This is a genomic window from Microvirga rosea (genome assembly GCF_020595095.1).
Lineage (GTDB): Bacteria > Pseudomonadota > Alphaproteobacteria > Rhizobiales > Beijerinckiaceae > Microvirga > Microvirga rosea.
In genome coordinates, this window is the sequence record NZ_JAJDOP010000008.1 from 1 (window position 1) to 22431 (window position 22431).

Here is a 22431-nt window from a genome sequence, read left to right on the forward strand (position 1 = left end):
TCCGAGCGGACGCTGTTCGAGGCCCGCCGCTCGGCCCGGGACGCGCAGAAGGATCAGCTGCGCAAGCGGATCTCGCAGTCTCAGGACGAGATCACCGGCCTCAAGGCGCAGCAGGAAGCCAAATCGCGCGAGGCGGAGTTCATCAAGGAAGAGCTCAAGGGCGTGCGCGAGCTTTATCAGAAGAACCTGGTGCAGCTGCCGCGCCTGAACGCGCTCGAGCGGGATGCGGCGAGCATCGAAGGCCAGCGCGGCCAGCTGATCGCGGCCGTGGCGCAGGCGGAAGGGCGCATTGCCGAAACCTCGTTCCAGATCATTCAGATCGACGAGGAGATGCGGGCCGAGGCGCTCAAGGAGCTGCGCGAGATCCAGGGCCACATCGCCGAATACACCGAGCGCCGGGTCGCGGCGGAGGACCAGCTCAAGCGCATCGACATCCGCTCTCCGAGCGCGGGCTTCGTGCACCAGCTCAACGTGCATACGATTGGCGGGGTGATCTCGCCGGCCGAGCCGGTGATGATGATCGTGCCGACGAACGACAAGCTCGAGCTCGAGGCCAAGGTGATGCCGAACGACATCGACCAGGTGGCCATCGGCCAGAATGCGACGGTGCGGGTGCATGCCTCGAACCAGCGCATGGTGCCCGAGCTGCATGGCACGGTGAGCCGGATCTCGGCGGACGTGTCGCGTGACCAGCAGACGGGGGTGACGTTCTACACGATCCGTGTGGATCTGCCGCCGGATCAGATCCAGCGTCTGGAGAACCTGAAGCTGATCGCCGGCATGCAGGCGGAGGTGTTTGTGGAAGTGAACAGGCGCACGCCGTTCGAATACTTCTTCAAGCCCATGGAAGAACAGTTCGCCAGAGCCTTCAGAGAACACTAGAGACGATCAGAATGTGGAACGCGGAGCGCCTGGAGAGAATCTCTGAGCGCCACCGGGAAGGCAGCGCCCGCAAGATCACTAATGACGGACCTCCCTTGAGCGATGTCAGTGGTCTCGGTGCTGTTCAATGCCGACATCGACGCGCCATCCACTCATGAACCTACCCAGCGGCCGGGATGCCTAGTGCATCCCGGCCGCTGTCGTTTGCGCGCAAGAGTTCATTTCGGAGTTGCCGCTGACGTGAAATTCGCCCACGACTCAGACGATGAAACGGATTGCCCGCTGTATTTCGAAGAAGTCGTTCGACCGAAAGCGAAGCTTGCGCGGTGCCAGATGCTCCACACCCGGATACCAGCTGCCACGGAACGCTTCTGTCGGTGTCGTGTACTCGACAATCAATTCGAAGTCGTCCGCAAGGCTAGGCAAGCAACCCGAAAGGTTGCCCGACAACGCCGCCTCTACTCCGCTGCGGATCGCCTCGACCGATGCCCGTGGCGACAACGAGGATGTCGCAGGTCCGAACCCCTCGCTCGTCGCCACTGTCCCGATGCCGGCCACAAGAATCTTCGCCTCTTCGCACATGCCGGCATCACCGGAAAGAAATGCCGATGGGACGCCGTAGCGCGCAGCGCACAGGGCATTGATCGTAAACTCGGAGGCGACTTCGCCGTTGATCAAAAGTCGCGATACCGTGCCGGTCAGAGTGTGGGCGAGCGGATTCGTGTCCGTCCCCGCCTTGTTATGATAGCCGGTATAGATTGCTGCGGAGAAACTTGAATCGATACCGAACATCATCATGTCCGGATGCCCGCTCCAGCCGCGCATGATGCGGACGTATTCGGGCAAGCGGGAAAGGTTGAGGTTTCGCGCCGTCGAGTGAGCGTCCTTCACGAACACTTCCGTGGCGCCCGCAGCCCTTGCTCCCTCGCATGCGGCGACAAGCTCGTCCGTCATGTATTCGCGGAACTCCGGATACTCCGGATTGCCCTTCTTGGCCTCATCCCAGGCGGTGATCCCGGCTGTGCCTTCGATGTCGGAGCTGATGAAGACTTTCATACTTTCCTCTATTTATGCGAGTTCTGAGATCGACGACAGAAGACGGTCGATTTGTTCTGGAGAGTGTTCCGAGAACACGGCCAGACGCATGCTCGGGACATCCGGCGCATCCGAGTATCCTGAAGGCTTGACCACCTTGACGACGATATCCTTGGCGTCGAGCCTCTCGCGGAGTCGATCAAAATCGACCTCGCCGCGGACACTGACAATCGGGACGGGCGTATCCGCGACATCGAAGCCGAGACTCCGAAGCCCGCCGCGCATATGCCGGACATTCCGTGCGAGATTCTCGCGCATCTCAGGGTTCGATCGCAGGATTCTCAACGCGGCCGCGGCGGCGCCCGCAGCTCCCGGAGTCATAGGTGAGGCTCCGCGCATGACCATCGCGTTCGCGGATATCTTTTCTGCAAGCGCACACGTACCCGGAACGATGCCGCCGGACGCACCGAATGCCTTGCTCAGTGTCCCGGCAAGGAAGTTTCCATCGGCCTCGAGGCCAGCATGCTGCAGGGAGCCGCGCCCACTGCTTCCGAGCGTTCCGACGCCATGGGAGTCGTCAATCGCAAGACTTGCTCCCTCATACGGGGCCATGGCGCGCCGGTAGTCGTTCAGAGGTGCAAGTGCTCCGGACGAAGGGAATACGCCATCCGTCACGACGAGGGGGCGTTGCCGTGCTCCAACGTGACGAGCAAGGGCGTCGGCGAGGGACTCGGAATCGAGATGACGGAAGCTGAAAATGGGTTTGGAGAGCGTGCCAAGCGCATCGCGAGCGCTGTAATGCGTGGCGGCGTCGACAAACACGACATCGAAATCATCGCGTAGGCCTTGCAGCAGCGCCATCGGGCTTGAGTAGCCCGACATGACGCTGACGACGTGCTCGACTCCGAACCACGCACTCAGCTGCTCTTGAAGATCCAGGTAAACGCTCATCTGTGCAAGCGTCCCGGGACCCATCCCGAGCTGGCGGGTCGCCGCACAGGCGGCGTCGATTACTTCGGGATGACCATGGAGGCAATAGTAGCTGGTGCCACAGAAATAATCGACCTCTCGCCCGTTGATCCGCATCCGGGGGCCGAGGGGAGATTCCATGCTCATCGGCCCATTCATGTTTGGGGCCGCACTCAACTGGCGCACTCGACCTGTTGATGGCGACGGGCAAGAAACATGGGACCGACGCGAATTCCCTTGCGCCCCTGATCGTCGACAGCGCCGAGTTCGAGGATTTCTTCTTCGTATAGAAGTCCGCGCATGCGGAAACGTCCTGCGTCGACCGGCTCACATATGTGCGTGCAGAAATACTCGATGAGGCACCTCAGTTCACCGTGGCTGTAAGACAGATAGGTGATATTGAAGTCTGGGCCATATTCGCCCAGATGGGGCGCGATCTCGGGCGGCACCTGCTCGGTCGGGAGAGTTTCGATACGTTTCCAGCTGGCGCCTTTCCAAACCAGAGTCTCAGGTTCAGGAAAGGACAGATTCATATGGGGATATTCCGAGCCTCGTCCGTAAATGCGCCCGTCGATAACGAAGTCGGTCCCTGCAATGGGTTTGATCTGGAGCGGAACTCCTTCGCCCATGAGGTAGAGCTTCTTGGCTTGCTCCTTGACCTCGACAATCTCACCCGTGGATTCATGGCGATAGTGACCAGGGAGCGTCGCCAGCTGAGCGTCAGTGATGGGCGGGGGGCTTTGCAGTCGAGGGAGGGGTGGGCCCATATTTCGCTCAGCCAAAGCGATGCGCAGCCCGTCCGCACCGAGCCTTGAGGCAATCTGATTGACAAAGTCCAGGGTTGCGAAGACGAGAACCCCTATGCCGGCACTGGGAAGCAACATCATCTGCGATGCATAGCCGTAAACGGCGCCGCCGTGTCCGACTGACGTCCACCCGTCGATATCGCCGATGCCGAAGCACAGTCCATAGCCGTTCAGTGCCTTGTCGTGACCGGCAGGGCGCTTTCCGATCGGCTGCCACATTTCCCGTAGCGAGTTGGGCGAGACAATTGCACTTCCATCAGGCCCAAATCCGCCTCGGAGCAGGCATTGTGCATATTTTGCCATGTCGCCCGTCGTCGAAAAGATATTTCCGGCCGGGGAGCCTCCCAGGCTGAAGACCGGCGCCGGGCTGTCCCCGTCGAGCGTCCACATATTGGCGGGCGCAAGTCTCTCACGGATACCCGGCGCCATTCCGGACGAGGTGTGATGCATCCCAAGAGGCTGCAGGATCTTCTCGCTGATATAGTCGGAATAGGTCTTGCGAGTGACTTTCTCGATGACCATCCCGACCACCGCGATGCCCGCGTTGGAGTAATGCATGACGCCGGCGCTCGGATCCTGCTTCAGCGTCGACGTCGCGAGCTCGGCTACGGTTTCCGCGAGGGGCGGCCGCGTCGCATCCAGATAGTGACCGCTCTTGGGCTCGCGAACGATGCCGGCTGTATGGCTCATCAGTTTCCGGAGGCTGATCTGAGATCCATATGGTCCCGTTTCACGGCCCTTGAACGGGTTCAACGGCTGAAATCCGGGCAGATACTCCGAGACGTCCGCATCGAGATCCAGGAGACCTTCCTCGACAAGCTGCATGATCGCAACAGCCGTGAACGTCTTGGTGATGGAGCCGATGCGGAAACACGTATCTTCGCGCATATCGAAGCCGAGATCGTGTCGTTGGATGTGACCTTGAGCCAAAACTCCTTCCTGATCGACAAGGGCATACGAGATCGAGGGGATTGCCTTGTCTTCCACCTCATGACGGATCAAGTCTTCGAACTGCTCGACGGCAGTAGAGTTGAGTGAGGTCAATGACCGTCTCCTTTGTCAATGAGCGTGGCGCGGATCCAGGATATCCCGCAGCGTGTCGCCTACGAGATTCCACGATAAGACGAACAGGAAAATCGCGGCGCCAGGAAACGCCAGCGTGTACCAGTACTGGAATGGATTGCCCGGTTGCCCGACGATCCAGTTGCGGGAATAGGCGATGAACTGTCCCCAATCGGCATAGCCCTCTTCGGTGCCGACGCCGAGAAAGCTGAGAGCCGACGCCGACAAGACCATCGATCCTGTGGCCATGGTCGCAAGGACCAGCACGGGAAAGAAGGCATTCGGGATGATATGGAGCGCGATGAGCCTGAGGTCGCTTGCTCCATACGTCCTCGCCGCGTGGACGTAATCCATTTCGCGGATACGCAGCATCTCGCTGCGGATGATGCGGGCGTAACCCATCCAGCCGAAAGTCGCCAGGGCGATGGTGACGGGCACGATACCCTTGCCGAGCAGAGCCGTGAGCACCATCGCGGCGATCAGAAAGGGCACTGCCATGAAGACGTCGACCGTGCGCATCAGCACTTCGTCCACCATCCCTCCATAATATGCGGCGACGGCACCCACGATGGTTCCGACGAGGACCGAAATCGCCACGACGCCGAGCCCGATCTTGAAGGCGGTCCGCGTGCCCCATACCACGGCATAATAGATGTCGTATTGACCCTCGGTCGTCCCGAAGATTGCTTCCTCCGACGGCGGCTGCGGCGTCGCCGTGAAGCCCGCTCGCGGGGTATCGTAGGGCGTCATCTGGAATTCCTGGGGCGGTGCCAGGACCGGTGCGAAGACGGCGATCAGCACGAATGCCACGAGAATGACCACGCCGAGCACCGACATGGGATTTCTAGCGAAGTACCGGAGCGTTTTCACTTTGTCTTTACTCTGGGATCGAGGAGCGGATAGATGAGGTCGACCAAGAGATTGAGCACGACGAGGACTACCGCGAAGTAGAGGCCGAAGCCCAGGATCGCCGGAAAATCGAGGTTTGCTGCAGATTTGGCGGCGAACTGCCCAAGGCCCGAATAGTCGAAGATCGTTTCCGTGATGACGACACCGCCCATCATATAGGCCAGTTCCATTCCGGCGATCGTGGCGACCGGGAGCAGAGCGTTGCGGCGAGCGTGATGCAGCTCCACGACACGCCGGGGCATTCCCTTGGCTCGCGCGGTCCGCACATAATCCTGTCGCAATGTCTCGAGCATCGATGTGCGCATGACGCGGGTCATGTTCGCCAGATTGACGTAAATCAGGGTCACGACGGGAGCTACTAAATGGCGGAGCGCATCCAGGAAGACGGCAACATTGCCGTTCAGGAGCGCATCCACGGTATTTGCTCCGGTATAACGGACGAACCCGGGCGAGGATACGACAGCTTGCGCCCATTGGCTCAGGCGTCCTGGTGGGAACCAGTCGAGCGCAGAGTAGAAGATGAGGAGCATCAGCAGTCCGAAGACGTAGACCGGAAACGACCAGCCCAGGATCGTGAAGACGCGGATGAGGTGATCGGGCCAGCGGTTGAGATGGATTCCGGCGCGCGAGCCGAGATAGATGGCAAGGAGCAGTCCTGGAAAGAAGGCCAAGAAGACCAGCTCGATCGTCGCAGGCAGAAGCGACGCGAGAGCGACTCCGACCGGCTGGCGAGCGGTTTCAGACCAACCCAGGTTGCCCGTCAGGATGTTTCCGATCCAGCGGCCATATTGAATGTAGAATGGATCGTTCAGTCCGTATTGTTCGATGAGCGCGCGGATGCTCTCCTGTCCCCCTTTCAGGAAGTCCGGCGAGGGAGCATAAGCGGCGAGCCGCTGGGTTGGAGTCAGCGACATCTGCAACGCAAATATCATCAAGGACAAAGCGAACATCACGACGGGCAGCATGAGCAGCCGCCGAAAAGCGTAGTTCAGCACACTTAGCGTTCCGATTGAAAGAGGATGAGCCGGGCGGGTCGTCCGCCCGGCTTTGAACGAGGCTCAGTTCGCCTTCTTGATGGTCGAAAAGTCCCAAGCCCCGTAGAGGATCATGTTGTTGACGAAACCATCGATGTTGCTGCGCGTCACGATGTAGCCAAAGTCCTCCCAGAGGAACTGGGTCGTCGCATATTCATGCGACATTTCCTGAAGCTTCGCGTAGATCGGCTCGCGAACGGCCGGATCATTCGAGGCCCATGCCTCGTCCAGGAGAGGCTTGAACTTTTCGGTCATCAGGTCGCGATAGCCTTGGCCGACCATGCCGCCGACGAGGCCCGTCGGAGAAAGGTAGTAGGAAGCTGCCCCAAGCGGCCCGCCCGGGTCGGAATAGTCAGGTCCCCAGCCCATGTAGGTCAGCGGCGACGCCGGCTTTGCCCGGTTGTTCAGCTTGTCCGAGATCGAGGCCCACGGCAGCGACTGAATCTTGAGCTTGAACTTCGGGTTGATGCGCTGCAAGCCCTGCTGCAGGGCGGACAAAGCCGCCGTGCCCTGCGGTGTACCTTCCTGCACATAGGCCGTAAGGGTGAATCCGGTTTCCCACAGCTTGCCCCCGAAGGCCTTCTTGAAGTGCTCCGCAGCCTTTGCCGGGTTGTAGGTGTAGATCGGCGAATCCGGACGGTACCCCATGATTCCGCGCACAGAGGGTCCGCGCGACTGCACGGTCTTCCCGAGCAGAACCTGTTTCAGGAGCGCATCATAATTCTGCGCATAGTTGAAGCCCTTACGGACATCGATATCGGCAAAGAAGTCCGGCGGAATGCCCGCCCCATCAAGCTTGCCGCTTCCGATTGCAGGATTGTCCGCATCATCGACCGGCCAGGCAAAAAACAGACCTCGACCGAAGACCTTGGGAAGACCATCGACGACCTTGACCCCCTCCGTCTTGCTCAACTCGTCAAGGAATTCCACCGGCGTCGTCACGAAGTCCGCATCTCCCGACAGCAGCTGGAGCCGCCGGGTCGTCCATTCGGGGACGGTGCGCATGACGACACGTTCAAGGGAGGCCGGACCCATGAAGTAATTATTAAAGCGCTTCAAAGTGATGCGCCGCTCGGTTCGGTTCCAATCTTCGAGCATGAAGGGGCCGCTGCCGTTTTCCTGCGCGAAGAGAGGATCAGCGCTGAGCTCCGGACGGTAGTACTTGATCCAGGTATCACCCGAACCATCCCAGCCTCCGACCGACGCCACCCATTCCTTGTCGACGATCGAGGCACCAAACGGCAGCGCAACGACGCCGAGGGTTGCAGGAAACGACTTTGGCAGTTTCAGGGTTACTTTGTCACCTTCGACGGTGATCTGTGATGCAAGCTGGTCATACACCTTACGCAAGACATCCGGGCTGGCTTCCTTGATCTTTGCACCGCCGCCTTCTGCCTCTACCCACTTGGCAATATCAGGGTATTTGCCTGCCGTGATGACCTCGGTGATGGCATTGGACATCCACGACTGGCCCATGAGGATCGCGCGCAGGAACGAGTAGCGCACATCCTCCGCCGTGATCTCACCGTGACCGGGTTCGACGGATGATTTCTGGGCATCGGTAAGACTATCGAAGTACTCCCACGTGAGCTTTCCGTCAGCGCCCTTCACGCCTACCTTGTGGGTTCGCACGCCTTTGCGGATGGGAAAAGTATAAGTCACCGAACCATCCGCGCCTTGCTTGATCAGGCCGTTTTCAAGCGACGGCACTTCGGTCGAGATGGCGGGCACGAACTCCGATATTTCGGAACCTTTATAGTTCAAGAGGCGACTATAGACGTTCAGAACCCCGTATGAACTCGGAGTATTGGCGATATAGGCTGGATCGAAGGATTGAACATCATCCGTCCAAAGAAAGACGAAAGTTCCCGGATTTTTCGTTTCGGCGCTAGCGGAGGAAGCGGCAAGACCTATAAGGAGGCTTGCGGCAATGGTGAGAGATCGCATTGTTCATTGTCCCTGCTGGCTGGAGGTCGGCAGTCTTCTTGTTTTGACCAGAAGGCTAAGAGCACACTTGTGCTGCTGTCCAATGTGCAGATAGGATCATTCATGCAAAAAAAGCATGGAGCGATGGATGGAGCTGGCCTGGCTAGAGGATTTTCTCGAACTGGTCGCGACGCGAAACTTTTCCACCGCTGCGACGGCCCGTAGCATTTCCCAGCCTGCCTTCAGCCGACGCATCAAATCTCTGGAAGCCTGGATTGGAGCCGACTTGGTCGATCGGAGCACCTATCCGGTCCATTTGACGGAAGCCGGCAACCTGTTCCTGCCGCGATGTCAGGAGCAGGTGCGCGAGATGTACCGGCTACGCACGGATTGTCGCAACGCTGCGGGGGCCAACTCGCAACTCGTCACATTCGCGGCTCTTCATACCCTTTCGATCTATTTCTTTCCGACATGGATCAGGTCGTCACCGATATCGACCCTGGGCATGCGTAGCAGCATGCATGCTACGGATTTCATGGAATGCATCGAGCATCTGTCGTCGAATCGGTGCGATTTTGCAATTACTTACGATCATCCTGACGGGCCTCCTGTCCTTAAAACCGGCCCCTTTGAATCATTGCAGATCGGAGCCGACAGGCTGATTCTCGTCTCCGGAACGGACGATGCCGGCAAGCCGCTTTTCGATATCAACCAGAGTGGCAACAACGAAATTCCGTTTCTCACCTATTCGTGGAACGACGGTTATCTGGGAAAACTGATCTCGCTCATTCGCTCACGCTGGCGGCGCCCCTTGAATCTCAATACCGTTTATCAGTCCTCGCTCGCCGAGAGTCTGAAGCACATGGTGGTCGCAGGCCACGGCGTTGCTTGGCTGCCGCAAATCTGCGTCCGTAAGTCTATTGCAGAGGGTGAGCTCGTTCAGATCGGCGGCCAACAGATGTCCCTTGCGATGGAGATACGGATTTTCCGTCGTGCTGGCTCGATGGGCCGAACAGGTGAACTCCTTTGGCGGCACTTGGCAGATCGCGCCGAGCGGAGGCCGGGCAGAGATCTTCCGATCGCGCGCTGAGCAGAGTTTATCGTGTGATGCTGACAGGAGCCCGCACGGTGCGAAACTAGCTATGTGAAAACTTATGATGCAATGCAAAAAATGCATAAGGATGCCGCAAAAGGTTTGTTTCTGCTCATTTACAGATCAATTGATCGAGTATTCGCCTATTGAATGATCAATGCTCGACACACCTGGCACGGAATTGGTGTCTCGTGACTATTGACAGCCTTCAGGAGGAGCGCGTTCGATATGGGAGAGCACAGCTGATTTGATTTTAGGTACAGTCTTGCCCAAAACCGAAGCCGATATCTCTACCCTCCCCAACGACGCAATCCTGGCGGTCGAGGCTCTGGAGGTCAGCTTTGCAAACAACGCGCTGACACCGATCCGTGCCGTTCGTGGCGTGTCGTTCACCATCGGTCGGGGCGAGACTGTTGCTCTCGTGGGGGAATCCGGCTCGGGGAAGTCGGTTACGGCGATGACCGTGATGCGCCTTACAGAGCACGACGGGGCCAAAGTAACCCGCGGACGTATTCTTATGCGTCTCAAGAATGGCCAGGTCATCGACCTGGTGCGCTTGACGGAAAAGCAGATCGAAAAGCTCAGGGGCTCCGAAATTTCGATCGTATTCCAAGACCCGATGTCGAGCCTGAACCCGGTTTTCACCGTTGGCGACCAGATTGCCGAAGCGGTTATTCGGCATCAAGGCAAGACCCGAAGCGAAGCTCGCGAGATTGCCCTTAATGTGCTGAAGCTGGTTCGAGTCCCTGATGCGGTCCGCAGATTGGACCAATACCCCCATCAACTGTCTGGGGGGATGCGCCAGCGGGTTATGATCGCAATCGCATTGGCGTGCCGGCCCTCATTAATGATCCTCGATGAGCCGACGACAGCGCTGGACGTCACGATCCAGGCGCAGATCCTGGACCTTGTGCGCGCGCTGCAGAACGAAATCGGCATGTCGGTTCTGTTCATTACGCATGATATGGGCGTTGTTGCAGAGATCGCCGATAGGGTCTGCGTGATGCTGAAGGGTGAGATCGTGGAAGCAGGCAGCGTTCACGAGATTTTCGCGACTCCTAAACATCCTTATACCCGTGCGCTCATATCGGCGGTTCCACGGCTCGGAAGCATGGCCGATAAAGACGCACCCGAGAAATTTCCTTTGGTAGTCTATGAATCAGCCAGCGAGCGGGCAGAAGTCTAGCGTGATGTCAATGTCGAAACGAGAAGCTTCCGCGCCGCTCGTCGAAGTGCGTGATCTGATAACACGGTTTGATCTCAGGTCGGGTGTTCTGGGCCGTCCGTCAGGTCGTGTCCATGCTGTAGAAAAGGTGTCTTTCGACCTCTTTCCAGGTGAAACCCTCGCTCTCGTTGGTGAGTCCGGGTGCGGAAAGTCGACTGTTGCACGCACCATTATGCAATTGGATCGGCCGCTGGCCGGATCGATACGCTACGATGGCGTGGAACTGATAGGAGCATCACGCAAGGCGATAACGCGCTTCCGCCGCGAAGTGCAGATGATTTTTCAGGATCCGTTCTCCTCGCTGAATCCTCGAATGACCATTGCCCAAGCCTTGATGGATCCTATGCGCGTCCACCGCCTTGGATCGATGGCGGCCATGCGATCCCGGGCGGGGGAACTGCTGGCCAAAGTGGAACTGTCCGCAGAGCATCTGGAGCGCTACCCTCACGCGTTCTCTGGTGGCCAACGCCAACGGATCTGCATCGCACGCGCTTTGGCTCTCGACCCTCGCCTCATCATTGCAGACGAGGCGGTTGCCTCCCTTGATGTGACGATCCAGGCGCAGGTCATCAATCTCCTGATGGATCTGCAACGGGAAATGGGCATTGCGATCCTGTTCATCAGCCATGACATGGCTGTGGTTGAGAGGATCGCGCACCGGGTCGCGGTGATGTACCTTGGTGAAATCGTAGAGATCGGAGATCGCCGCTCGGTTTTCGGAAACCCTCAGCACCCTTACACGCGCAAGCTCCTGTCAACCGTGCCAGTTGCGGATCCCACGCGCCGGCCGACCGGGCGAAAGCCCATATTCGACGAGATCCCGAGTGCCGTCCGCGCGTTGGACTTCGTCCCTCACTACCTCCCGATGAGAGAAGTGTCTCCCACGCATTTTGTGCGCGAAACCGGCTCCGCCTGATACCAGATGCTCAAGGGCGGTTCGATTGCGACATGAGCGAAAAGGTCAAAACGCAAGTCTTCTTCTGTCGCGCTCGCGCTCCCTGACGGGCGGTTTAGCACGCCCTTGACATCCATAGCTGGAGAAGTCGGGATCTGCCCCGAAATCGGGCAGCTTCGAGAGCGTGGACCGGGGCTGTTCGATGCCGGGTGGGTCCAGAATGCCTCACATACTTACACCGCGGACAAGTGCTGCTGATCGGCAATTTCGGCGGAGCGTTTGGCTCCCACGTTATGCCAAAGCATGGAATGAGCTCCAACGAACCATGTAAAGGATAGGTGGCGTGACGTCGGAGCGTCTTGGCTGCGAGGCTTCGGGACTGTGCGGCGTCACTGTGCGGTGATCTGCCGGCAGGTTGCCTTCACAATGTCGAGGAAGGCGCGGCAATAATCCCTATGGGCTCCGGCGTGGTGGGTAAGAACGGCGACCTCGAAATTCACCCGCTGCTTGATGCGTCGCACGCTGAGGTTCCCACGGGACATGGCGCGAGCCGTGAACTCGTCAACAAAGGCCGAACCGCATCCCGCCTCCGCAAGTGCACACGCGACGTAGTAGGTCTGTACGGTGATTCGCGGGGAAATCTGGCGCCCGACCGCCTGCAGAGCCTCTTTCAGGAGGCGCCCGAGTGCATCATCGTCGACTATTCCGATGTAGGAGCTCTGCTGGACATCGCACAGGTCGAGTTCCTCGGTTCCGGCTGCGGGCCCCACATGAACGAGTTCTGCGGTACAGATGATCTGTCTCACGATACCTGGTGTACTGATCGGCCCGAAGGTGATTCCGAGGTCGAGTTCGCGCGCGAGGATCGCATCGACCAGCCCTTCCTCATGGTCGGTCTTGACGTGACATGTCACGCCCGGATGCATTTGCCGGAAGGTCTGGACGGCCTGCGGCATCATCGACAGTCCGAGGCTTGGAAGGCACCCGACGCGCAGATGCCCTTCGGGCTGCTTTCGCAGATTCTCCGCAAGATGCCGAAGATTTTCGATGCCCCGATAGATCTTGTCCGTCTCGAAGAACAGGATCTGAGCTTCCACCGTCGGCTGGAGCCGGCCCTTGATGCGATCGAAAAGCTTAAAGCCCAAGGCCGCTTCGGCATGGCTCAACACTTTACTGGCTGCCGGCTGGGTAATGCCGAGGAACTCGGCAGCGCGACTAATCGAGCCAGTTTGCTGAATGGCATGAAAGACTTCGATGTGACGCAATCGCATTGGCCTGGCTCCAAGAGACCTGAGAAGCATAACCTTTGGTTATACTAAATGTCGATAATGTCCTTTGACATATGAAGGCCAGAGTTGAACGTTGACTCCATAACAACCGAACAAATCTGTCTATCAGGAGGGCTCCCTTGCGCAGGATATGCGTCATCGGAGGTGGGGTCATTGGAGCAGCGACAGCGTACTACCTCTCGGGCGAGGGTCATCATGTGACCCTCGTCGAGCGGGAGGCCGGTCCTGGACTGGGAGCGAGCTACGGTAATGGCGGCCAGTTGAGTTACAGCTACGTCGCACCTCTTGCGGCGCCGGGTCTTCTGTTGAAGCTGCCTGCACTCCTGCTGCAGCATCATTCCGCATTGCGATTTCGGCCCGAATTCGACAAACACCAGTGGCGCTGGTGTCTGGATTTCCTGCGCGCTTGCAATACCGCAGTCAGCGACCGGACGACATGCGAGCTCCTGTCGCTATCGGCTTTGAGCCGAGACGAGACACATCGCACAGCCAGACAAGAAGCCTTGGACTTCGATTTCCGGAACTCGGGCAAGCTGGTTTTCTTCCGTGACGAATCGTCGTTCGCCGCTGCCCGCCGGCAGGTCTCCATGCAGGCGAAGTTCGGCCAGGAACAGATCATCCTATCGGAGCGTGAATGTGTGGAGCGTGAACCTGCTCTGGCGGATGTTGAACGCGAGCTACGGGGAGGCGTCCTGACACCGAGCGAAGATGCTGGTGATTGCTATAAGTTTACGCATGGTCTCATCGCAAGCCTGAAGACGCGCCCCAATGTGAATCTCCGCTTCGGCTTCGATGTCCAGCGCCTTCGTCGGGACGGCCCGACGATAAGGGCAGCCTCTGGGCCTCAAGGCGAGATCGACGCGGATGTCTTTGTCGTAGCGGGCGGCTTTCAGAGCCGGTCTCTGCTGCAGCCTTGCGGTGTTGATTTGCCACTCTATCCGCTGAAGGGATATAGTCTCACGGTCCCAACGGAACCCTCGTCGCCTGGCCCGAATCTCAGCGTGACCGACAGCGACAATAAGATTGTCTACGCGCGGCTTGGCGACAAATTGCGCATCGCCGCGATGGTCGATATCGGCGCCACGTCAGGAGATGTAGAGGCTGCTCGGCTGGAGCAACTCCGACGCCAAGTCAGATCCAGCTTTCCAAAACTTTCCCTAAAGCATTCTGTGACCTGGTCAGGTTCGCGTCCTGCAACACCGCGCGGAAAGCCAATCATAACACAAGTCGCGGACAGCAATCTTTGGCTGAATGTCGGGCATGGGGCACTCGGCTTCACATTGGCCTGTGGAAGCGCAAGGCTTCTGTCGGATCTTATTTTCAAGCGACCGCCAGTTCTAGACCCGCAGCCTTTTGCATTTGCAGGCCATGCATGAGCAAACTCCATGCATAATGAATAAAACAGAGGAGAACCGGAAATGACCTTCTTTAAGAAATCAACCGTACTCGCGACGGTTGCTATGAGCTTAAGCTTGGCCGCACTGGGGGTGGAGGCCAAGACTCTCCGCGTCGGGGTTTCGAATGACGCCCTGTCGATGGACCCTATTGCGTCAAGCGACAATCCTTCCATTATGACCCAGCTCTTGATCTACGATCAGCTGGTTCATCCAAGCAAGGACGGCACGAAGTTGGAACCCGGCCTAGCAGAGAGCTGGAAGGTTTCGGCAGACGGTAAGGAATATCGATTCACGTTGCGGTCTAACGCGAAATTCTCCAACGGGCGCACTGTCACGGCGGCCGATGTGGTCTACTCGTTGAAACGAGCCGCCGGCGAGAAATCGCAGTGGGGAAGATTTTTTCGGCCTATCACGAGCTACGAGATCGTCGACGACCGAACAGTCGTCATGAAACTCGACCAGCCCTTCACGCCGATGTTGAATAATCTCGCCTTGTTCAGCGCTTCGATTCTGCCTGCTGCGCTCATGGAAGAGCAGGGTGAAAAGTTTTTCGATAAGCCGGTCGGCGCGGGACCTTTCGTGCTTGAGCAATGGAATCGCGGCGCGAAGCAGGTTTTCACACGGAACTCCAACTATTGGAAGGAGGGCAAGCCGGCAATCGATGGTGCTGAGCTTCAGATCATTGGCGAGGACAATTCCCGCGTTCTCAAGTTAAAGGCGGGAGAGCTCGACGCCATTGTGGGGGTACCCTTTAATCAGGTCGCGAGTTTGAAGTCCGACAACAGCCTGAATGTCGGTATCGCGCCCGTTTTCCGAGCGGAGCTGGTTCAGCTTAACACGTCGAAGAAGCCTTTCGACGATGAACGTATTCGTCGCGCATTGAACTACGCGGTGGATAAGGATGCGCTTGTAAAGGGTATTCTTCGTGGCAATGGACGAGTCGCTACGTCCTCGCTCCCGGTAATGGCTTATCACAATGACGACCTGAAGCCTTATCCATACGATGTCGCAAAGGCAAAATCCCTCCTGCAAGAGGCTGGCTATAGTGGCGGCCTCAAGCTGACATTGCTTGTTCCGTCCGGATCAGTGACGCACCGCCAGGTGGCAAGCGCTATCCAGGCGAATCTGCGCGAGGCTGGAGTCGCCGTCGAACTGCAGACCATCGAGGCGAGCTCGATGTTCAGTACGACAAAGGCAGGCAACTACGAGATGGCCCTTTCGTATACGACAAGTGATACGATCGATCCGGATCAGCTGGTGGGATTCACAGCTGTCAACCCGGAGCGGGCGAACGCCTTTCATACGCAATGGAAGGATGCACGCGTGAACGAACTCTATGAGCTGGAGCGTCGCACCCTTGATGGTCCTGATCGCGGCAAGATGTTCCAAGAGATCGAATCGCGCGTTCACGACGGCGCACCGTTCATCTTCCTGTATAACCAGGCTGAGACGTTTGCCAGCCGCAAGAATGTCGAGGGTTTCCAGGTTCTTCCAACTTCGAACTATTCCCTCGAAGACGTCACAGTGAAGTGATCCATAGCGTGGCTTCGCTCTTCAGAGGCCATCATGGTCTCTGAAGAGCGTCAAAGAAATTTTTGACTCATGCCTATCGCCATATACTGTCTCAACCGGCTCGTGCAGCTGATCCCGGTATTGATCGGCATCACGCTGATCGCGTTCCTTTTGCTGCGCGTCATGCCGGGCGATCCAGCGACCCTCATTCTCGGGAGCCGTGGAACGGCGGCCGATATCGCAAAACTGAACGCGCAACTTGGGCTCGACCAGCCCCTTTGGCGCCAATACCTCCTTTTCCTCAAGGACATCGCCACGGGAAGCTTTGGTGAATCCATCGCCTACAAAGCCTCAGTGGGACCATTGATCTGGGAACGCTTGTGGCCCACAATCTGGCTCGTTCTCTTCTCGACTGTCATGGCCGTTGTCCTGACTGTGCCGCTGGCCCTCCTCGCGGCGGTCCGGAGAGGCAGCGTCGCTGATGCTGGAATTAAACTCTTCTTCATCGTCGCGATGTCCATGCCGTCGTTCTGGCTTGGAATACTGCTCGTTCTTCTCCTCAGCATCGTAGTCCCGGTGTTTCCCGTCTCTGGCTACGGTGACACGATCCTCGAGCGCCTCCACCATCTTGTGCTGCCCTCGCTTGTGATTGCGCTCGCAACAGCGGCGTTGACGGTCAGGTCCCTCCGAAGCTCTGTGATCGCTGTGCTAAGTGCCGATTACGTTGATACCGCGCGCTCGAAAGGACTACGATCAAGACAGGTGCTTTGGCGGCACGTTCTACGCAACTCATTGATGTCCACAATTTCCGTTTTGGGAGTTCACACCAGCTGGGTAATTGGCGGGACAGTCGTGATTGAAACGCTTTTCGGCATTCCCGGACTCGGCAGTCTTCTGGTCTCGTCGATCTCGGCTCGAGATTATCCGATGGTGCAGGGACTCACCGTCACATTTGCTGTCCTCGTCGTACTCATCAATCTCCTGACTGACTTGGCCTATGTGGCCGTCGACCCGAGGGTAAAACTATCATGATATCCCCTGTCGCTCGGGAAAGATGGATAAAGTTCTCGCGCAACCTGAATCTACAGCTCGGCCTCTTCATGTTGGGTCTGCTGGTTTTCGCAATCTTCGTTTTCCCGGTCCTTATCGCACATGATCCTCTTGCGGTGGATTTCGACAGTGCCTTGATTCCTCCAGGAGCTGACCACTGGTTCGGTACAGACGATCTTGGCCGTGACGTGCTAGCGCGAGTTGCTGCTGCAGGACTGGTGGACCTTCAGGTCGTGACGGTCTGCGTATTTGTGCCATTCGTCATCGGTTCCACGATTGGTCTTGTGTCAGGGTACATTGGGGGTGTCGTCGACACGCTTCTGATGAGGCTCGTCGATATCCTATGGGCTTTCCCATTCTATGTTCTCGTGATCAGCATTGTCGGCGCGCTTGGCCCTAGTGTCGGCAATATGTACCTTGCGTTCTCAATGGTTGTTTGGATCTCTTTCGCTCGCATCGTGCGGGGCGAGGTGCTCCTTGCGAAGCGTCAAGAGTATGTGCAGGCCGCTCAGGTTCTCGGCTTCAGTCACATCCGGATCATGGCTCGGCACGTGCTGCCGAACGTGATCACGCCTGCAATCGTATTCATGATGGCAGACGTGGTTTTGACCATTCTCGGTGTCACCTCTCTTGGTTTCCTCGGGCTCGGCATCCAGCCACCGACACCGGAATGGGGCGTGATGATAGCGGAGGGGCGAAATTTCATACTCGACGGATGGTGGGTCTCGCTCTTTCCAGGCTTGGCGATCGTTTATGTCGGAATCACCTTCACATTGCTCGGGGATGGCCTCGACGACTTCTTGAGGCCCAAAGGATGATAACAGGAGCCAGCTCACCCCTGCTACGCGTCGATAGTCTGCAAGTTCGTTTTGGATCGGGTAAAGACGCCGTAACGGCCGTCGACAATGCAAGCTTCAATATCGCCCCCGGTGAGGTGTTCGGTCTCGTCGGCGAATCGGGATCTGGTAAAAGCGCCACATGCCGTTCGCTCATCCGACTTTACGGAGGTTCGATAGCTTCGCTTCCCAAAGGCTCGATTACATTCAACGGTCGCGATCTCGTCAGATTGAGCGATAAGGAGTTGACAGAGATTAGGGGCGCCGAGATCGCGATGATCTTTCAAGATCCTATGTCGGCCCTCAACCCGACCATGCGAATCGGAGATCAGATCGGAGAGAGTCTGCGACGTCATCAGAATTTAAGTTCGCGTGCTGCACGTGAGCGGGCGCTCCATTTGCTCAGATCTGTCGGCGTCACTGCGCCGGAGCGACGCCTAGACAACTATCCACATCATTTCTCCGGTGGGATGCGCCAGCGTGTACTTATTGCACTCGCGCTGGCCTGCCGGCCCAAGCTGCTTATCGCGGACGAACCGACGACAGCTCTGGATGTGACGGTTCAACAGCAAATTCTAAGGCTGATTCTGGATCTTCGCCAACAGACGAATCTCGCAGTCCTTCTTGTGACTCACGATCTTGGGGTCGTTGCGCAGACATGTGATCGGGTCGCTGTCATGTATGCTGGCCGCATTGTGGAAACTGGAACCACGCGTCAAATCTTCCGCCGGCCAGCTCATCCATATACGCGCGCGCTCCTGAACGCTCTGCCTTCTTCTGCCGGGCGTAAAGACACGCTTGCACCGATCGAAGGCGAGCCGCCAAGCCTTGCTGCACCCCCTTCCGGATGTCGTTTCCATCCCCGCTGCCCGCTTGCCGTCGATGCCTGCAAGCAGGCAGAACATGTGTTGCGTGCGGTCGAGCCAGGCCACGAAAGCGCGTGCATCCGCGTAGGAGAGTTAGGATGCTGATCGAGCCGCTTCTAGAAATTCGCGATGTCTCGAAAACCTTTCCGCAGCCGAGGACGCTGCTTGAGGTTCTGGCGCGCCAGCCAAAACGGACACTTCATGCGCTGCGTGGTGTGTCCCTGATGCTGAGACCCGGCGAGACGCTTGGGATCGTTGGCGAGAGCGGATGCGGAAAGAGCACTCTCGGGCGATGTTTAGCAGGTCTTCATACACCGGAAGGCGGTGAAATTCTCTGGCGGCGACAGCCTCTCTCGGACATTCGCCGCGCGGACCGGAGCCGGCGTATCCAGATGGTATTTCAGGATCCTTATTCCTCCTTGAATCCCCGAATGACAATCGCTCAAATGCTGGACGAGGTTCTCTTTGTCCATGCACCGAGTATGTCGTCTGCCGAACGGCGTGATCGTACAGATAGCTTGTTGCAGATGGTTGGCCTCTCGCCGGGCCTCAAGAACCGACTCCCGCATGCGTTCAGTGGCGGGCAGCGGCAGCGGATCAGTATCGCCCGTGCCCTGGCGCTTGAACCGGAGGTTCTGGTCGCGGATGAGCCGGTTTCAGCACTTGATGTGTCCGTCCAAGCTCAAATCATAAATCTACTTGAGAGTCTTCGAGAGAAGCTCGGCATCAGTATTATCTTCATTGCGCACGATTTGAACGTGGTTCGCCATATCAGTCATCGTGTCGCAGTGATGTATCTGGGTCAAATTGTTGAGACAGCCGCGACCGAGACGTTATTCGGTAATCCTCAGCACCCTTACACCCAGGCTTTGCTGTCGGCCATTCCGGTCCCGGATCCAGACATTCGCTCCTTGCAGGTGGGTGTTCAGGGCGAACTTCCGGACCCTCTTTCCCCGCCGCCAGGCTGTGGGTTCTCTACCCGATGTCCCTTCGTCATGGACAAGTGCGAGAAGCCTATTCCGGAGTTCTTTGACTCTGGCGGTGAGCATCACGTGAGATGCATTCGCGCGCATTCCTCAACTTTTTCCGTTCCTGCCTGATGTAAAACAAGAGCGAACCGTGTTTTTCGAAACAACGACCTACTCTCAATCTGTCGGTGAAGAACTTCTTGCGTCTGCGCTCGACCAGTTCGGCTCGGCCGGGCTGGAACGTGATCATATGGCGCTGACACTTCTTCTATACTCGGGAAGGCTTTCCGATGCTGACAATCCCGTGACAAGTCCGCAGGGTTATGCAGCCTCGGGCGAACGCCCATTTTATCCCTGCAGCGTCGTAAAGATGTTTTACCTCGTTGCTGCGCAGGCGGCGATAGAGGAGGGGAAGGTGGAGAACCACTCAGAGCTCGAGCGTGCGATGCACGATATGATTCGATGGTCCAGTAATACAGCAACGAACTACATTATCGACCTAGTCACTGATACGACCGGAGATACCCTTCTTCAGGGGGATGAGTTCGTAAATTGGGTCGACAAGCGAAACGCCATAAACCGCTTTTTCCGTGAGTTCAAACGTCCGGAATACGAAGGCATCAATGTGTGCCAGAAGCTCATGGACGACGAGAGGTACGGTCGAGAGAAGTTGTTTGCCACGTTGAACGGTAACAATCACAATCGTCTGACGACCAATGCGTCGGCCTATCTTCTTCATGAGATCATGGCCGGGCGTGCGGTTTCCAAAAGCGCATCCAAGGGCATGTCGGAAATGCTTGAACGCCCGCTGGATGTGGATTTTAAGCAGCGTCCGGGAGCGCAGGTTTGCGGCTATCTCGGAGATGGCCTGCCCCCCGGAGCCAAGCTTTGGTCCAAAGCGGGCTGGACTGGGTGGACCGGCGATCCGGCGGCAAGTTACAGGCGCCACGACGCAGCATATGTCGAACTGAGTGATGATCTGGCTTTCACCCTCGTGGTCTTTACGGAGGGAAAGCGAATGTCCGAGAGTACCGAGGTGCTCCCCGGAATCGCGTCTTTGGCATGCAGGATCATCACTCACCATAGGCAGAAATGACCTGAGCCATGGATGTGTTCTCGCCCGAATGAGGACTTTTGAATGGGACGGCACACAGCATTCGAGACGGGATGTTTGTTCGACGCTCGCGCTATAGCGACAGGTTCCTGCGGATTGCCGCTTCTCGATGATGAGGCCGTCATTTAATGCGCTACGATGTGATGATCCTTGGTGCGGGCGCCATAGGCGTTTCGACCGCACTTCATCTGCAATCTCGTGGTCGCTCGGTGTGTTTGATCGATCGCCGCGCGCCGGGGGAAGAAACCAGTTATGGAAATGCAGGACTTATCGAGCGCGCGAGCGTAATCCCTTATGCAATGCCAAGACGGCTATCGACCCTCCTACGCTACAGTTTGAATCGTGCGCCGGATGTCCGCTATAGCCCGTTGCACCTTGCAAAAATGGGAGGATGGCTTTTTCAATATTGGCGGCATTCATCACGGGAAGGATTGCTTCGTGCAACGAAAGCGATGCTGCCGCTGATCGAAAGCTGTGTCGTGGAACATGATTATCTCATCGGGCAGGCACGGCTTGAGCATCTCGTAAACCGCAAGGGTTGGATCGAGGTTTTTAGAACGGAAAAGGGCCGCGAGGCCGCTTTGATCTCTGCGGAGAGCGCCGCGAAGTATGGCGTCCACTATGATGTGCTCGATCAGACTCAGCTCAGAGCCCAGGAACCGCACCTTCTTCAGGCGCCGATTGGAGGCGTTCATTGGCGTGAGCCAACCACAGTTTCGGATCCTGGTGCTCTCGTAAAGGGCTACGCTTCCTTGTTTGAGCAGCGTGGGGGGCGAATGGCCATCGGCGATGCCCGCTCTCTGATGCGTAGCGGAGACGCATGGGTCGTCAGGACAAGTGAAGGGCCGATAACCTGTAGGCAAGCCGTTGTTGCACTGGGGCCGTGGTCGGATCAGATTTTCAGGCCGCTTGGCTATCGATTTCCGCTGGCGGTGAAGCGTGGCTACCACATGCATTATGAGAAGCCTGAAGAAGTCGAGTTGGGCTGCCCGATCCTGGATTTCGAAGGTGGATATGTCCTTGCGCCGATGACGAGAGGCATACGCCTGACAACGGGTGTCGAACTCGCGGGTTCTGATGCAAAGGAGAATTGGCGACAGGTCGATCAAGCCGAAGCCCTTGCGCGCAAACTCGTTCCCTTAGGCGCGCGCGTCGATCCGAAGCCGTGGCTCGGACGAAGGCCGTGCCTGCCCGATATGCGGCCTATCATTGGGAGCGCTCCCGACCATTCGGGCCTGTGGTTCTCTTTCGGACACGCCCATCATGGGCTTACTCTTGGTCCCGCATCCGGACGTCTCCTTGCCGAGATCATGACGGGAGAAGCACCCTTCTGCGATCCTACGCCCTACCGAGCCGACCGCTTTTGAGGCGATGTGAGAAAAGCCATCTGGTGATCAGATCTGAAGCAGGCAGCTTAAGGGAATAGTATCTCTCTTCGACATTCACAAGGTGGAAAAGTTACTTCGTTGTCTTTAAGTTGATGTTTTTATTTGCTTTTCCCTAGCCTAAGAAGGCGCCTCTCCCCAGATTTCACAGGCTTTCTGCGACAGGTTGACTCTACGG

17 protein-coding genes and 1 pseudogene are annotated in these 22431 nt (G+C 57.6%); 11 read left to right on the forward strand and 7 right to left on the reverse strand.

What is annotated here, in order from left to right; all coding sequences use genetic code 11:
* Positions 1–882: HlyD family type I secretion periplasmic adaptor subunit (locus LJD17_RS18170; protein ID WP_227385627.1), on the forward strand; the 882-nt coding region annotated here is incomplete at its 5' end.
* Between the two features lie 258 nt (positions 883–1140).
* Here the strand turns inward: LJD17_RS18170 and LJD17_RS18175 are convergent.
* From LJD17_RS18175 to LJD17_RS18200, 6 genes are all read right to left on the reverse strand, one after another.
* Positions 1141–1938, reverse strand: a complete 798-nt coding sequence (locus LJD17_RS18175) for a M55 family metallopeptidase (protein ID WP_227385628.1) — start codon at positions 1936–1938, stop codon at positions 1141–1143.
* A gap of 12 nt (positions 1939–1950) precedes the next feature.
* Positions 1951–3033, reverse strand: coding sequence for an aminotransferase class I/II-fold pyridoxal phosphate-dependent enzyme (locus tag LJD17_RS18180; RefSeq protein ID WP_227385629.1), 1083 nt, complete (start codon positions 3031–3033; stop codon positions 1951–1953).
* 26 nt (positions 3034–3059) lie between these two features.
* A complete protein-coding gene (locus LJD17_RS18185; RefSeq protein ID WP_227385630.1) occupies positions 3060–4736 on the reverse strand; it encodes a serine hydrolase domain-containing protein in 1677 nt (558 codons plus the stop codon).
* Between the two features lie 15 nt (positions 4737–4751).
* Positions 4752–5624, reverse strand: a complete 873-nt coding sequence (locus LJD17_RS18190; protein WP_227385631.1) for an ABC transporter permease — start codon at positions 5622–5624, stop codon at positions 4752–4754.
* Positions 5621–6658 (reverse strand): ABC transporter permease, encoded by a 1038-nt coding sequence (locus LJD17_RS18195; protein WP_227385632.1) that lies wholly within the window; start codon positions 6656–6658, stop codon positions 5621–5623. Before LJD17_RS18195 ends, LJD17_RS18190 begins: the two co-directional genes overlap by 4 nt.
* Before the next feature lie 63 nt (positions 6659–6721).
* Positions 6722–8644 carry an ABC transporter substrate-binding protein gene (locus tag LJD17_RS18200; protein ID WP_227385633.1) on the reverse strand — a complete coding sequence of 641 codons (1923 nt, stop codon included), beginning with the start codon at positions 8642–8644 and terminating at the stop codon, positions 6722–6724.
* Between the two features lie 127 nt (positions 8645–8771).
* Here LJD17_RS18200 and LJD17_RS18205 point away from each other — a divergent pair, with 127 nt between their 5' ends.
* Both LJD17_RS18205 and LJD17_RS24380 read left to right on the forward strand, forming a co-directional pair.
* On the forward strand, positions 8772–9713 hold the full coding sequence (locus tag LJD17_RS18205; RefSeq protein WP_227385634.1) for a LysR family transcriptional regulator: 942 nt from the start codon (positions 8772–8774) through the stop codon (positions 9711–9713).
* Positions 9714–9981: 268 nt separating this feature from the next.
* Positions 9982–11857: pseudogene (locus LJD17_RS24380) on the forward strand (ABC transporter ATP-binding protein).
* A 368-nt stretch (positions 11858–12225) separates the two neighbouring features.
* Here the strand turns inward: LJD17_RS24380 and LJD17_RS18220 are convergent.
* Entirely contained in the window at positions 12226–13107 is an 882-nt protein-coding gene (locus LJD17_RS18220) for a LysR family transcriptional regulator (protein ID WP_227385636.1), read from the reverse strand.
* A gap of 137 nt (positions 13108–13244) precedes the next feature.
* Here LJD17_RS18220 and LJD17_RS18225 point away from each other — a divergent pair, with 137 nt between their 5' ends.
* From LJD17_RS18225 to LJD17_RS18260, 8 genes are all read left to right on the forward strand, one after another.
* Positions 13245–14501, forward strand: a complete 1257-nt coding sequence (locus LJD17_RS18225) for a D-amino acid dehydrogenase (protein WP_227385637.1) — start codon at positions 13245–13247, stop codon at positions 14499–14501.
* A gap of 42 nt (positions 14502–14543) precedes the next feature.
* Positions 14544–16055, forward strand: a complete 1512-nt coding sequence (locus LJD17_RS18230) for an ABC transporter substrate-binding protein (RefSeq protein ID WP_227385638.1) — start codon at positions 14544–14546, stop codon at positions 16053–16055.
* A gap of 69 nt (positions 16056–16124) precedes the next feature.
* Complete coding sequence (locus tag LJD17_RS18235; protein ID WP_227385639.1) at positions 16125–17066, forward strand: ABC transporter permease; 942 nt, start codon at positions 16125–16127, stop codon at positions 17064–17066.
* Positions 17063–17902, forward strand: coding sequence for an ABC transporter permease (locus tag LJD17_RS18240; protein WP_227385640.1), 840 nt, complete (start codon positions 17063–17065; stop codon positions 17900–17902). Before LJD17_RS18235 ends, LJD17_RS18240 begins: the two co-directional genes overlap by 4 nt.
* Positions 17899–18891: an ABC transporter ATP-binding protein gene (locus LJD17_RS18245; RefSeq protein WP_227385641.1), complete on the forward strand. Its 993-nt coding sequence runs from the start codon at positions 17899–17901 to the stop codon at positions 18889–18891. The genes LJD17_RS18240 and LJD17_RS18245 overlap by 4 nt, the downstream gene beginning before the upstream one ends.
* On the forward strand, positions 18885–19886 hold the full coding sequence (locus tag LJD17_RS18250) for an ABC transporter ATP-binding protein (protein ID WP_227385642.1): 1002 nt from the start codon (positions 18885–18887) through the stop codon (positions 19884–19886). The genes LJD17_RS18245 and LJD17_RS18250 overlap by 7 nt, the downstream gene beginning before the upstream one ends.
* Positions 19887–19905: 19 nt before the next feature.
* The gene (locus LJD17_RS18255) at positions 19906–20850 is read left to right on the forward strand and encodes a serine hydrolase (protein WP_227385643.1); all 945 of its coding nucleotides are present in this window, start codon (positions 19906–19908) and stop codon (positions 20848–20850) included.
* Positions 20851–20996: 146 nt separating this feature from the next.
* Positions 20997–22235, forward strand: coding sequence for an NAD(P)/FAD-dependent oxidoreductase (locus LJD17_RS18260; RefSeq protein ID WP_227385644.1), 1239 nt, complete (start codon positions 20997–20999; stop codon positions 22233–22235).
* Positions 22236–22431: the final 196 nt, after the last annotated feature.

Bases quoted from the DNA above. Each gene is read 5' to 3' on its own strand.
- LJD17_RS18250 (WP_227385642.1), top strand. From the start codon at position 18,885: ATGCTGATCGAGCCGCTTCTAGAAATTCGCGATGTCTCGAAAACCTTT.
- LJD17_RS18235 (WP_227385639.1), top strand. From the start codon at position 16,125: ATGCCTATCGCCATATACTGTCTCAACCGGCTCGTGCAGCTGATCCCG.
- LJD17_RS18200 (WP_227385633.1), bottom strand. From the start codon at position 8,644: ATGCGATCTCTCACCATTGCCGCAAGCCTCCTTATAGGTCTTGCCGCT.
- LJD17_RS18205 (WP_227385634.1), top strand. From the start codon at position 8,772: ATGGAGCTGGCCTGGCTAGAGGATTTTCTCGAACTGGTCGCGACGCGA.
- LJD17_RS18230 (WP_227385638.1), top strand. From the start codon at position 14,544: ATGACCTTCTTTAAGAAATCAACCGTACTCGCGACGGTTGCTATGAGC.
- LJD17_RS18220 (WP_227385636.1), bottom strand. From the start codon at position 13,107: ATGCGATTGCGTCACATCGAAGTCTTTCATGCCATTCAGCAAACTGGC.
- LJD17_RS18240 (WP_227385640.1), top strand. From the start codon at position 17,063: ATGATATCCCCTGTCGCTCGGGAAAGATGGATAAAGTTCTCGCGCAAC.
- LJD17_RS18260 (WP_227385644.1), top strand. From the start codon at position 20,997: ATGCGCTACGATGTGATGATCCTTGGTGCGGGCGCCATAGGCGTTTCG.
- LJD17_RS18175 (WP_227385628.1), bottom strand. From the start codon at position 1,938: ATGAAAGTCTTCATCAGCTCCGACATCGAAGGCACAGCCGGGATCACC.
- LJD17_RS18180 (WP_227385629.1), bottom strand. From the start codon at position 3,033: ATGAGCATGGAATCTCCCCTCGGCCCCCGGATGCGGATCAACGGGCGA.
- LJD17_RS18245 (WP_227385641.1), top strand. From the start codon at position 17,899: ATGATAACAGGAGCCAGCTCACCCCTGCTACGCGTCGATAGTCTGCAA.